Genomic DNA, 14139 nt, shown 5'->3' with positions numbered 1-14139 from the left:
AATTTAGTACTACTGTTACGGATGAGATTCCTCCCTTTGGGCGGAATGACGGTCTCCTTTTTGGGAGAGGGGATGAGGAAGTGGCGGCTTCGCCGCCACTTCCTCATCCCTTAAACCACTAATAGGCGAGTCATTCCGCCCAAAGGGAGGAATCTCTTGCTCATATCAGCAACTTTACCGAAAGATATAAGCAGTAAAAATTTTCATGCGTTTGCCCTGCATAACCCGTAGGCTTAGTCTCCTCCGATATTTCTTCCATATATTCGTATAAATATCCATTGTATTTACAAGTGAAGCGGCGTTCCTTTGTAGCCTGTAATCATTTAAAACAACATACAATATCATGAACAAAAAGTATCTGTTCCTATTATTAGTTATACCGACATTCATTCAGGGTTATGCTACCCGCAGTTTTGAAGGGAATGAACGAACCAAGTACAATTTTAATTCGGCTTGGCTGTTGACCATTGGTGATGTGGAAAATGCACAAAACGCCAATTTCAACGACCAAGCATGGAAAAAAATAACTCTTCCTGCCGCATTCAACGAAGATGAGGCTTTCCGTGTGGCCATAGATGAACACACCGACACCATTGTATGGTATCGCAAGCATTTTAAATTACCGGCAAAAGACAAAGACAAAAAAATATTCCTCGAATTTGAAGGCATCCGTTTCGGCGGAAAATTCTACATCAACGGACACTATGTGGGGATGCACGAAAACGGCGTAATGGCTTGCGGGCTTGATATTAGCGACTACGCGAACTTTGGCGGCAAGGACAATGTGCTGGCTGTCCGCATCGACAACTCGTGGCGATACAAGGAAGAATCCACCGGCTCAGGTTATCAGTGGAACGACAAAAATTTCAACGCCAACTACGGCGGTATTCCCAAAAATGTGTATCTGCATGTTACAAACAAATTGTACCAGACTTTGCCCTTGTACAGCAATCTGGGAACAACCGGCACGTATGTTTATGCGCGCGAAATTGATGTTACAAAAAAGAATGCCCTGATTTACGCAGAAGCAGAGGTAAAAAACGAATTTTCCGCCGAAAAATCCTTTTCTTTGGATGTAATTATCGAAGATCTGGACGGAAATACGGTGAAAAAGATGACAAGCCCCTCAGTGAAAATAAAAGCAGGCGAAACATTGAAGGTGAAAACCGGCAACCGGGTCGAAAACCTGAACTTCTGGAGTTGGGGCTACGGCTATTTATATAATGTATATACCATCTTGAATGTGGACGGCAAGGCGGTGGATGTGGTGAGAACCCGCACCGGCTTCCGCAAAACCGCTTTCAGGGACGGAATGGTAACAATCAACGACCGCGTGATTCAACTGAAAGGTTATGCCGAGCGCACCAGCAACGAGTGGCCTGCCGTTGGCCTGTCGGTTCCGGCCTGGCTGAGCGATTATAGCAACCGCATGATAGTGGAGGGCAACGGGAACTTGGTTCGCTGGATGCACGTTACGCCATGGAAACAGGATGTGGAATCCTGCGACCGCGTAGGGCTGATGCAAGCCATGCCTGCCGGTGATTCAGAAAAAGATGTGAACGACAGGCGTTGGGAACACCGGGTGATGTTGATGCGCGATGCCATTATCTATAATCGCAACAATCCGTCCATTATTTTTTATGAAGGTGGGAATGAGAGTATTAGCGAAGAACATATAGCTGAATTGAAAGCCATTCGCGACCAGTACGACCCGTATGGCGGACGGGCGATTGGCTCGCGCGAAATGCTCGACAGTAAAATAGCCGAGTATGGCGGCGAGATGCTCTACATCAATAAAAGCGCGCACATCCCGTTATGGGCGACCGAATATTGCAGGGATGAAGGTTTGCGCAAGTATTGGGACAATTATTCCTATCCTTTCCACAAGAATGGCGAGGGTACAAAATATTACCGCTCGGTGATGACCAATGCCAAGGTGATAGCCGATGCTTCCGCCTACAACCGCAATCAGGATTCGTTTTTTGTGGAAATGATTACGCGCTGGAACGATTACTACCGCGTTCGTCCGGGTACAGGCAAGCGAGTAAGTTCGGGCGGCGTGAAAATCCATTTCCACGATTCGAATACGCATTACCGCGGTGCGGAGAATTACCGACGAAGTGGCGTGGTGGATGCCATGCGCATCCCGAAGGACGCCTTTTTTGCCCACGAAGTGATGTGGGACGGTTGGGTGGATATTGAAAAACACCGCACTTACATTTGCGGGCATTGGGAAAAACCCTTTAATGCTCCCGAAGAAGAGAAAACTCCTACACCACGCGATACGAAAGAAGTATTGGTAGTCTCTACCGGCGAAAAGGTAGAATTGTTTGTCAATGGAAAATCGCAGGGCTTTGGCGAGCGGGATCAGCATTTTCTGTTCAGGTTTCCGGCCATTAAATGGGAAGCGGGAAGCGTTGAAGCCGTAAGTTACGATGAAAAGGGCAAGGAACTCAGTCGCTACAAAAAAGAAACCGCAGGACAAGCAGATAGAATCACGCTGAAATCAATAACAGCGCCCGATGGCTTTAAAGCAGATGGCAACGACCTGGCTTTGGTAGAAATAGAAGTCGTGGACAAAGAAGGACGGCGTTGTCCGCTCGATAATTCGCTCATCTCGTTCAACTTGGAAGGTGAAGCCGAATGGCGTGGCGGCATAGCGAAAGGCCCCGATGGAAATTATATCCTCGAAAAAAATCTGCCGGTAGAATGTGGCATAAACCGCGTTTTGATACGTTCGACCAAAAAGGCAGGAAAGATAAAATTGACAGCTTCCTCGGGAAACCTGAAAGGAGCTTCCATTGAATTGAACACTATTCCGTTCGCCGAAAAAGAGGGATTGTCCGACTACATTTCGAGCGAATACCAACCGGTGAATTTATCACGGGGCGCAACGCCCAAAGGAGAATCATATAAAATCACCCGTCATCCGGTTGATATTGTTGGAGCTACGGCAGGCAGCAATGAGGCTACTGTTTCCAACAGTTACGACGACAATGAGCTTTCGGAATGGAGCAACAACGGACGCTTATCGACCGGCTGGATAAAATACGAGCTTGACCACGATGCCGTTGTAAACGAAATAGAATTAAAACTTACCGGCTGGCGGATGCGCTCCTACCCTATTCAGATTTTTGTGGATGACACGAAAGTCTATGAAGGAGAAACGCCCAAATCGCTTGGTTACATAGTTTTACCGCTGAAACCAACGAAAGGACGATTTGTTACCATAAAACTCATCGGCCAAAGCGAAGACGATGACGCTTTTGGAGGAATTGTAGAAGTGGCCGCCCAATCGGCCGGCGAACTCGACCTCTTTAAAGACCCCAATGCCACTAAGCAGAAAGGACAACTGCGCATTGTAGAAGCCGAAGTGTATGAGGCCATAAAATAAAAGGAGAGATGAAGAAAAAAAGTTTTTTATTAGCCGCCGTTTGTGTATTCATTGCCTTTTCGATTCCGGCACAAAATCCGCCCATTATGGGCTGGAGCAGTTGGAACAATTTTCGTGTGCATATCGACGAAAAAATTATTCGCGAACAGGCCGATGCCATGATTTCATCGGGAATGTATGAAGCAGGCTACCGGTTTATCAATATCGACGACGGTTATTTCGGCGGTAGGGATACGCTCGGTAACTTGCTCGAAAACAAGGCCAAATTTCCTTCGGGAATGAAAGCCCTTGCCGACTATATCCACAGCAAAGGCTTGAAAGCGGGGATTTACACCGATGCGGGCAGCAACACCTGCGGCAGTATTTACGACAAGGATTCTCTCGGTCGGGGCGTAGGTATTTACGGGCATATTGAACAGGATTGCAACCGGTTTTTCCGTGAGTGGGGCTACGATTTTCTGAAAGTGGACTGGTGTGGCGGCGAGCGGCAAAAATTAGACGAACAAAGCGAATATACCAAAATCATTACGGCAGTAAAAGTCCTCAACCCCGGTATTGTTTTCAATATATGCCGTTGGCAATTTCCGGGTGAATGGGCGATAGACAAAGCCGATTCGTGGCGCATTTCGAGTGATATTCGGGCGGAATTCAGGTCAATTTTGAAGATAATCGACCTGAATACACCGCTTTACAAATACGCCTCAGCGGGACATTACAACGATATGGATATGCTTCAGGTAGGGCGCGGCATGACTTATGAAGAAGACAAAACGCACTTCTCGATGTGGTGTATGCTCGTTTCGCCGCTTTTGGCAGGCAACGATTTGCGCAAAATGACGAAGGAAACGCTTGAAATACTGACCAATAAGGAAGTCATTGCGCTCAATCAGGACAAACTATTCCGGCAGGCGCAAAAAACCGTCAGCGAAGACGATATTGATATTTGGGAAAAACCGCTTGCCGATGGCTCAAAAGCGATTGCTATCATGAACCGAGAAAACAAAGAAGTAGAATTTACGCTGTTTCCCGAAAAACTGAATTTGAATAAAAAAAGTAAAATTCGCGATTTATGGCAGCACAAGGATTTGGGCGCCATCGGCAAACAACGGAAATTCAGCCTTGCAAAGCATGGGATTGTTGTGCTGAAAGCAAAAAAATAATAACCATACAATGAACCTGAAAAATTTATTTTTAGTCATTTGCCTGCTGTTCGTATTATCACTTTCGGCACAGGAGAACGGCATTATCCATATCGCTAAATACAGGGACAATAAAGCTTGTGCTATCAGCTATACTTTTGATGACGGATTGAAAGAACATTACACTTTGGTTGCTCCTCAATTTAAAGAATTAGGCTTTAAAGGAACATTTTGGATTAACGGCAGCAAAATAAACCCCAATGAAAGCGATATAAAAGATACTACACGGATGACTTGGAGAAACCTGAAAGAAATGGCTGCCCTCGGTCATGAAATTTCCAATCACGGTTGGGCGCATAAAAACTTCGGAAGATTTAGTTTGGACGAAATAAAAGAGGATATTTATAAAAACGATAGCGCCATATTTGCAAACACCGGGATTATGCCGCGCACTTTTTGTTATCCGAACAACACCAAAACGCCCGAAGGCCTGATAATAGCCTCCGAGAACCGTGTAGGCGCCCGAACAGAACAATGGTCGGTAGGTGGTAAATCAACAGCCGACAAGCTTGAGAAATGGGTAAATACCTTGATGGAGACGAACGATTGGGGCGTAACGATGACGCACGGAATTACATACGGCTACGACCATTTTAGTGATTCCTCCATTTTCTGGGAACATTTACGGAAAGTAAAAGCGCAGGAAGACAAAATCTGGATTGGCACATTTGCCGAAGTCGCCGCCTACGTTAAAGAGCGGAAAAGCCTGAGGTATCAAATTGTTGAAACAAAAGACGGATATAAAGTCATCCCCGAATGTTCGCTGGATAAAACGCTGTTTAACGAGCCATTAACGGCTGTTATCGAGATACCCAACATTCAAAAAATAAGCATCCGGCAAGGCGATAAAAAAATAGAAGCTCTTATTTTACCCAATAAAGCATTGTTCGATTTCGATCCGTTTGGAGGTACAATAGACATAATACTCAGCCCCGACAAGAAATAAATTGGCAAATACACACAAATCCGCCTATATGAATCTAAGAATCAAACTATTATATTTGAGCCTGTTTTTATTTGCGACAAGTCTTCAAAGTCAAAACAGGCCATACGATCCGCTATTGGATACAAGAGCCAAGATGCTTGAAAATCCGGTAAAGAATGGCAAAGGAGAATATAGCTGGTATCCGGGGCAACTCAGCGCACACCTCCAACAACGAAGAGTAAAAGAGTCGGGAGAACGGTGTGTGAATGTCGGTTATCCGGGTAAATTTTACGCGCCGGTATATCGGACTTCTTTTCGTAAGGAAGTAAATTTTCAGTCGGAAACCAGTATGGAGTGGACATCGACAGGCGCTATGAAATTATTCGTTAATGGAAAAGAAACAAGCAATATAGGGAGTTCGATCCAATTACCAAAGGGAAAATCCGTCATATTGTTTGAGGTAAATACCGAAAATAATTTGCCTGCCATAAAAGTTTCGTTCAACGGGCAAATCACGGTTGAGGGATGGGAAGCAAGTTTGGACGATTTGGAGTGGAATTTTGCCGAAACATCGCCCGTATTCGGAACAGGCGGCAAAATGCCATTGGATGACCCGGAGATAGCTGTTGACATCCAGCCGGTAGCTGTTTTGCCCATTCGGAATGCGACAATTGATAACGAAAAAATAAAGATTCACAAAAACGGCTATATTTTAGTCGATTTCTTCCATCTCGAAGTCGGCAAAGTATCGTTTACGGCGAAGGGGAAAGGCAAACTTACCGCTTTTGTGGGAGAAAGCCCGGAAGAGAGCCTGAACGAAAACACAAAAGCCTTTGAGCAATATCCCATCGAACCGTATTCTTTATCCGAATCTGAGACACAAATAACTCTTCCCGAAAGAGCTGTTCGCTACGTCAAACTGTTCAGCGACAACGAGTGTGAGATTTCTTCCGTCAAATTCACAGCCAAAATATGGCCTGTCGATTTCAAAATGTCTTTTGAATGTAACGATGAACGTATAAATGCAATCTGGAATGCTTCGGTTGCTACGCTGCATACCAGCACGCACGGTTTTTATCTCGACGGCATAAAAAGGGATTACCTGCCTTGGTCGATGGATGCCGTTTTAAGCACATTTGCAGGCGATTATCTGTTTGGCGACGAACAAGTTTCCCGCAACAGTCTTTCGGTTGCATTGCTTCCGTTAAATCCGCAAAAATCGGATTTGGGAATACCCGATTATCCCTTACATGCCCTCGTTGGGTTCAATCATTACTACAAAAGGTACGGCGATTTCAATACCATTCTCTCCTACCGGAACCGCATGGAACAGTTGCTGCGGCTTTACGAAATGCTTCAGGATGAACGGGGCTTTATTTCGGCCAATGTGGGTGTAAGCTGGGGATTTGTTCCCGGATGGGCGACAAAGAGAGGCCCCGACAAAAAAGGAACTCCGGCATACGCCCAAATAATGCTTTATTATAATTATAAAATAGGGGCGGATTTCTCGGAAAAGTGGGGCGACAAAAACGCAGCAAAACACTACAAGGAAAAAGCGGAAAGCCTGAGGAAAAGTATTGTAAAACATTTTTGGGACGAAGAGCAAGGCTTGTTTATCAACGGATATACCAAGGAGGGCGAATTGGATAAAACCATTTCGCACCATGCACAATATTGGGCGATTCTTGCCGGTATATTCCCCGAAAGCCGTTACGATAATTTGTTTGATGTGCTACCCAAAATTCCTTATTACAGGGATTATGTAAGTTTTGAAAAAGGATATGAATTTCTTGCCTACTCCAAAGCGGGGCGAGTGCGGGAAATGTGGTCTTTCCTTTCGGATGTATTCGGCGATTGGCTGGCGCAAGGACACAGCCGTTTTCCCGAAAATTTCTCTTACAAAAAAACAAAAGACGAACAGCTTGTATTTTACAGCCGTCCCTACGGATTGAGTTTATGCCACGGAGCAAACGGTGTGCCGGGGGTTGTAGCCGTATTGAATGGCATAGCCGGTTTCAGCCAATCGGAGACTCAGCTGAACCATTATACAATATGCCCCGATATGATGGATTTGGAGTGGGCAACTATCGAATTTCCTGTCAAAGAGGGAAAAATCAAATTGAATTTATCGAAGACCGGTGAAACCCAGATTGAAATACCTGAAGGATGTAAGGTTGATTTTATTGATAAGAACGCTAAAAAGACGGCTTTAAGTAAAAAAGGAATCTATAATCTGTGATATATGCGAATTATGGGTTGGAAATATATTAAATTTGATAATCAGGTTATCCGCAAGGGAGCTGTCTCATAAGCCTCATTCCCGAGCTTGTCATTGCGGGCTCCGACCCGCAATTGGAGCGAAGCGGAAATCGGCCTTAGCCAATCTCCTGACAATCATTGCACGTTTACTCAGGAGATCCCGTGTCAAGCACGGGATGACAGACTTTTGACACAGCCTCTTCAACATCTAATATACCGTCATTGTGAGGAGCGTAGGGGGCGAAAAAAATCTTTCTGTTTAGATTTGCCTGAACACGGGGGGTTATTGGTGAGCCCAGGTAAAATCTATTTTATATTCGGGAATAATATTCATTCCATTTACCTTACAGACCGTTTCTCCGTCAAAGACAGGGATTTTTTCTTTTTCAAAATCAATCAGATAAGAAGCATCTTTATACATCGGTCGGAAGTAGAAATACATGCCTTTCGCGCTTAATTCGGCGGCGTATTGTTTCAGCCCTATCTGCCAATGATTGCCATAGTACAGGTTATCATTTATCATTCGTCCATCTATAAACGCTACGGCATTATCACCCACATAATCAATGTCCAGAATAATGTCGCTCAGGCTTTCTGTAAATTGGCTCTTATCCATTTTAAATGTATGGCGCTGGGCATTCAGCTCTTTTCGCTCAAATTCGATATTTACAGCCGGTACTTCCAGTTCATAAACGGTAAACAAGCCTGTTTTTTTGCTTACAACCCTATATTTACCGAAATCGGGTTTAGCCGTTGCCGGAAGCGTTATCCCGAATTTATTCGACCGGCTTTGCAGTTGAATTTGAGCGTTGTTTTGTATCAAAGTGGCAGCGGTTATACAAAAGCCATTTTGCATTTGGTTGAAATTCAAGGCCTGTTCGCGGCTGAGGGTCGTTATTATAATCTCCTGCCCATTTGTATCCGTTACGGTAAACGAACCGGCGAACCCAACAACCGGAGTGATATATAGTTTCCCTTCCTTTTCCGATTTCTTTAGTGATACTTTTTTTACCGATGATTTATCGAATGCATACCCAGGATTAATACCATCGTGCGCATAGAAGAAATAATGAGGCTTGCCGTCTGTCTGCACAATAGCCAGAGGCTGTACGGTGGCATACTTCAACAACGCATTGCCTATTGGCAGGTTGAACGGAAGAATAGCGCTTACGCCCTTCTTTAAAACGAAGGCTGGAAAGCGAACTGTTTCGCTTGCCAGTTTAACATCCAATCCCTCGACAGATTGATCTATTCTTTCGTCATGATCTTGAAAATTGTTTAGAAACACAAAACCGGATGTGCCATCGGAACGAACAGCATAGCGCAAGCTTTCTTTATCTTCGGGTCTGATGGCCTCATTTTTTTCGGGCAGAACAACCCCCATAGGAGCGAGCTTATCGCCAAAGTTTTTGGAGAATAAATGAATAATCCGCAGATAGTTATACGAATCCCTTGTTTTTCCGTATTCGCCAATTGGAGCTTGGAAATCGTACGAAATTTTGGGCACGCCCATTGGTTCGTCGCTAAAAAATCCGCCTCCTTTACGTTGAGGGGTCAATCCGCCATGATACATATAGTAGCCAATGCCATTTGCTCCCGAGCCTAATGTTCGCAGCATCAGGGCTTCGGAGGCTTCGGCAACAACACGGGGACGGCGTGCATAAGTGATTTGAATGCCCACCCCCATTTCCGCACAAAAAGACGGATATTTATCCCCATCGTAACGTACCGGCGCATAATCGGGATTCCGTTGAATATCTTTAAACAAGAAAAAAGGCGACATGGATGGCTCCGCCCAAAACGGATACGGATAGGCTGCTGTTACCGGAATGGTTTCTTTTTCCAATATAGCGGCCATACCCCAGCCTGTTACCGTATAAAGAGGGACAATCATCCCTTCATTCAGGGCTATTCGCTTCAATGTATCCAGATGGGCTGTTCCTAAACCGGCGTATGCAATTTTCTGGGTTTGCACGCTAACTCCTACTCGGTTAATTACAGCATCATAATTGGCAACCGTGTATTCGTTCCGTTGTCCCTGATAAGAAAAAGCCCAGGGAGCTGAGGAATGCTGCAATTCGTTTTCCAGCTGAATACCTATGATATTTCCTCCATCTTTGTAATATAAGCCTTGCAACTGCCGGGCGATATGGTGATACAAGCGTTTGACATAAAACAGATAACCTTCGTCATTGGAACGAACATCGAACGGACGCCCGTAAAGCCAGTCGGGCATTCCGCCATTTCTGATTTCTCCATGACAAAAAGGGCCTATCCGAACCAGCGTGAGCATGTCATGTTTCCGGCAGAGTTCGATAAATTGACGCAGGTTTTTATCGCCCGACCAATCAAAAACACCTTCTTCCGTTTCGTGAATATTCCAGAATACATAGGCGCCAATGATATTAATTCCTCCGGCTTTCATCTTCAATATTTGTTCTTCCCAATACTGATGAGGCAGGCGCGAATAGTGGATTTCGCCCATAATGGGGATGAATGGCTTTTCGCTCATGGTCATGTAATAACTGTTGAATGCCACCTTGCTCCCCGAGGGATTGACGCCTCCCAGGTTTAAATGGCCGCTTGTTATTGTCTTGGTTTTTTCGGGAATCGTTATCGAATATCCGGTTTGTGCAAAAGCAATTTGTACGACAAACAGCGATACAATAAGGATAAATGCTTGTTTCATGATTTATTTTCTTAGGTTTATTACTATCGGCGGATTTTTACTAAAGACACATCGTCAATCTGGCAATTCGCTCCGGCTATTCCATTTGCCAGGAAGCCGATTTCTATTTTTCCGTTTTTTACCGGTACTTCTTTCAGGTTGATAGCGCTCCATGACGGATTTTCTGCCGTAATTTTTAAGGTGTTTATTTTTCCGCCGCTTTCGGCATACATTTCCAATTTATCGAAGCCTTTGCTGTTTTTAATTTTTGCAGACAAAGTGTAAACGCCATCCTCTAAATTTACGTGTGGAGTAGATTCTACGATTTGATACACCCTTCTTTTGAAATTGATTTTATCGCTGATATGGAGGCTTTTTTCTCCGACTACAAATTTCCGGTCTTCCTGCGTATTAAAATAATTGAGAACAGGAGATGATGACGAGCCGATAACAACGGCATTTCCTTCGTACACCTTTGTAACCCAGCCCAGCAGTTGTTCTTGTATGGGCTTGTCATTGCTGGGGATATGCCTCCTGTCGGCTTCAAAACTGCCGTTTTTAACATAATTGTTATCATTGGCAACTTCCCATTCACCTGTGGCGGCATTCAGATTCCACGAATTTAATGAATTGAAATACGGTGTTTCGCCATCGAACGAAAGCGGGCACCATTGGTTGTAGCCCAGACCGTTCCCTGCAAAATCGGCCCAGCGGTCGCCACAAAAAATAACGGTTTCGTGTTTACTGCCCTTTGCTTTAACGAAAAATCCGGTTTGAGATACATGGGCATAATCATCCATACTGCCCGGCGTTATGAGCATATCATTTGCCGGCAAATACGGCCCCCTGACATTATCGGCCACCAAATAGTAGGCATAAGACGAATCCCAGCCATAGATATTGGATGCAAACATATAGTATTTACCCTTGTACTTGAACATGCAATTCCCTTCGCGGCTTTCGCCTCTGAAAATCTGTGTACAGTCTAATAAACCGACCATTCCATCCTTGACGCCTATTTCCGACACGTAAATTTTATTCCGCCCTTGACCATAGGAATATACGAGGTAAGATAAGCCCGTATCCTCATCCGTAAATACAGTTTGGTCTCCCGTATTGGTGGTGCCTATCATCTCTTTCATATTTATCCGCTGATGCCAGGTAAATGGCCCTGCCGGATTGTCGGAGACAGCGACTAATACCTCTTTATCGTGCTGTACGAACAGGGCATATTTACTTATTGCCTTGATATAAGCCACCCCTAAACGTCCGGCCCATCGTGTATTGTCGTAATGCTTGTCAAGCTCGGCGCGCGTCAAGGCATCGCCCTCAAATTTCCAGTTTACCAAATCGGTTGAGGTGTAGCAAGTAACCGAAACAAAATTATCTTTGGCTTGAGTTACCGACGGGTCGTTGCGATACAACTCCGCCTCCCGATACCGGACGCCATACCAGTAATACTTTTCAATGCCGGTTTTCGGATCGGTAAAGCTAAAAATGCCCCCACCCTGACTATAAATCGGCTGACCGTCTTGCGTATCCCAAAACGCGTCATTCTTTATATTAAAATACTGAGCCATTACAGCTTCCGTATGGCAAAAGAGGAAGCAAACCAGCAGCATTACAAAAAAAGCAGGAAAATAAGTTTTTTGAATTTTCATGATACGTTATTTAAGAGAGCTTGAGAATACAAAAGTAATTGTTCTGAATGATATAAAAATGTAAGAAACATCGTTATACATGTAAAAAACAACGATACTGCTCCATAATCAGGCTCAAAGTTTCAGCCGGCGTATAATTGAAAGGCAGGGTTGTCTCTAAAGTCTGTTGGGGCTGTCTCAAAAAGGAGACCGTCATTCCGACCAAAGGGAGGAATCTCATCCGTAACAGTGGTTCTAAAATTTCTCATACGTTTGCCCTGTTACAAAAGCCGCTTTTATTTATACAGCGGCAAATACCATTTATCTTCCGAACTCAAATCGGCGCCTCCGCCGGATTGCTGGTATTTTTTGGCAATATTTTCGTCCCACAAAAAGCGGTTGCCCGAACCCGGGTTTTCTTTGTTCAACCGGCGGGCAATGCGAATCAAATCGGCCCAGCGATGTCCTTCAAAGCCTAATTCCAGAGCGGCTTCGTGCGCAATGAGTTTTTCGACGAAATGAATAGAATCCTCTTTAAGGACACAAGAGGCCGGGAAATCCACATTCGGCAGATTGGCTCGTCCGCGCACGCCTCCATTACTCCGCCAGGGAGCGCGGATAAACGGTCGGGGAGCATCGGACTGTCTTGCATCAAAATAATAGGGCGCCGGATAAGGTTCGCTTGGAGAATAGCCGGTAACTTTTATCGAATCGTTGGGATAGCTGCTGCCGTCTGCTCTCGTAAATTTAAAATTATTCTGCAAGCCGTTATTTACCAGCGCCCATGCCAACAAGGGATAACCGGCGCGATTGGCCGCTTCGGCATACCTCAGATGCAGCATCGCCGCACGATATAGGAACCAGTTGCCTATTACGCCATTGCCTCCGGTTGGGAAAAGCGAATACTTCTGGATGTAGTAGTTATTTCCTTGTTGCGTGTAAGCGCCGGTATATCCGCGTGCATCGAAAGGATAGCCATTTACCTGTTCCTCGCCACCCCACACCGATTCTACGGCATAATCCGATGGTTTCAGGTAATATTTGCCTCTATTCTCGTTGGAGTTGAACAATTCGATGAAAGGATAGCTGGGTGCAAATTTGCTGTCGTAAGCGCAAAACCATATCATTTCGTTCAGTTTATTGCCGTCGGTAGTGGTGGCGGTAAACATCGTTACCCACATGTTTTCGAGCGAACCGGCATCATCTTCTTTTCCGCGCGCATACAATATCTGGAAATTGGAACTTCCAGCCGAATTATAGACATACAAGCGGTATTTTGTATTAGACGACTCTTCGCTTGTGGCCAATACTTTCCGGTAAACCGTAGCTGCCTCGTCGTATCTGTCGGCAAACAGATACAAGTCGCCCAGCAAGCATCTCTTGTTGACGAAGAACGGTTTCAACGAATAACCGTCGAGCGAACTTTGCACCAGTTTGGATGCCTGATAATCCTCCAATGTCGGAAGTTCTTCCATGCCGACAATCAGCGAATCAATTAAAACGCCCAAGTCCAATTCTTTGCCTTTATACTGTTGCAAATTGTCGGGCGAAACAATGGGGCCGGTGATGTAAGGCGCCTTACCAAAATGAATGCCCAATTGCAGATACACATAAGTACGCAAAGCCGCTACATCGGAATAACGCTCGTTGTATTCGTCCTGCGTCATTGTTTTTCCCGCCAGCATCTTGTTGTAATTGTCCAGAATATCGTTGCAGGATTGAATAACGCTGTAGAATTTGGTAACATCCGACCAGGGATTGTTTCGCGAAGGACGGTTCAGGTTGATTTCCTGCAAATCGGTGGTAGCGTTAGGCGTTACATCCATCAGGTCGGCGCGTAACTCGTTCAGCACAACTATTTGGGCCGACAAATCCATAAATTGTCCGTACAAGCCCAGTATGGCGGCATCGGCATCATTCAGGTTGGTATAAAAATCCCCGTAATCCAACACCTCTTCGGGAATGGTATCTACACAGGACGGCAACGAGATACCCGATAATATCAGGATCAGTCCTAATCCTGCCGCCTTTATGTTGTTCAAAATATTTTTCAT

8 protein-coding genes are annotated in these 14139 nt (G+C 45.0%); 4 read left to right on the top strand and 4 right to left on the bottom strand.

Annotated features, from left to right (window positions below; all coding sequences use genetic code 11):
* Window positions 1-340 precede the first annotated feature (340 nt).
* The 4 genes from ACYPWY_RS02505 to ACYPWY_RS02490 are packed head-to-tail and all read left to right on the top strand — an operon-like array spanning window position 341 to window position 7757.
* Complete coding sequence (locus tag ACYPWY_RS02505) at window positions 341-3394, top strand: glycoside hydrolase family 2 protein (protein ID WP_459683959.1); 3054 nt, start codon at window positions 341-343, stop codon at window positions 3392-3394.
* Between the two features lie 8 nt (window positions 3395-3402).
* Window positions 3403-4554 (top strand): glycoside hydrolase family 27 protein, encoded by a 1152-nt coding sequence (locus ACYPWY_RS02500; RefSeq protein WP_459683855.1) that lies wholly within the window; start codon window positions 3403-3405, stop codon window positions 4552-4554.
* A gap of 10 nt (window positions 4555-4564) precedes the next feature.
* Window positions 4565-5539 (top strand): polysaccharide deacetylase family protein, encoded by a 975-nt coding sequence (locus ACYPWY_RS02495; protein WP_459683854.1) that lies wholly within the window; start codon window positions 4565-4567, stop codon window positions 5537-5539.
* Window positions 5540-5567: 28 nt separating this feature from the next.
* Window positions 5568-7757, top strand: a complete 2190-nt coding sequence (locus ACYPWY_RS02490; RefSeq protein WP_459683853.1) for an alpha-L-rhamnosidase-related protein — start codon at window positions 5568-5570, stop codon at window positions 7755-7757.
* Between the two features lie 303 nt (window positions 7758-8060).
* Here ACYPWY_RS02490 and ACYPWY_RS02485 read toward each other — a convergent pair whose 3' ends face one another.
* The 4 genes from ACYPWY_RS02485 to ACYPWY_RS02470 all read right to left on the bottom strand — a co-directional run bounded on the left by ACYPWY_RS02485 (window position 8061) and on the right by ACYPWY_RS02470 (window position 14139).
* Entirely contained in the window at window positions 8061-10466 is a 2406-nt protein-coding gene (locus tag ACYPWY_RS02485) for a beta-galactosidase (protein ID WP_459683852.1), read from the bottom strand.
* A 23-nt stretch (window positions 10467-10489) separates the two neighbouring features.
* Window positions 10490-12106: a family 43 glycosylhydrolase gene (locus ACYPWY_RS02480; protein WP_459683851.1), complete on the bottom strand. Its 1617-nt coding sequence runs from the start codon at window positions 12104-12106 to the stop codon at window positions 10490-10492.
* Window positions 12107-12228: 122 nt separating this feature from the next.
* Entirely contained in the window at window positions 12229-12354 is a 126-nt protein-coding gene (locus ACYPWY_RS02475; RefSeq protein ID WP_459683850.1) for a hypothetical protein, read from the bottom strand.
* Between the two features lie 27 nt (window positions 12355-12381).
* Window positions 12382-14139: a RagB/SusD family nutrient uptake outer membrane protein gene (locus ACYPWY_RS02470; protein WP_459683849.1), complete on the bottom strand. Its 1758-nt coding sequence runs from the start codon at window positions 14137-14139 to the stop codon at window positions 12382-12384.

The sequence above is a fragment of the Viscerimonas tarda genome (assembly GCF_054601255.1).
This window is presented reverse-complemented; position numbering and strand designations above follow the sequence as displayed.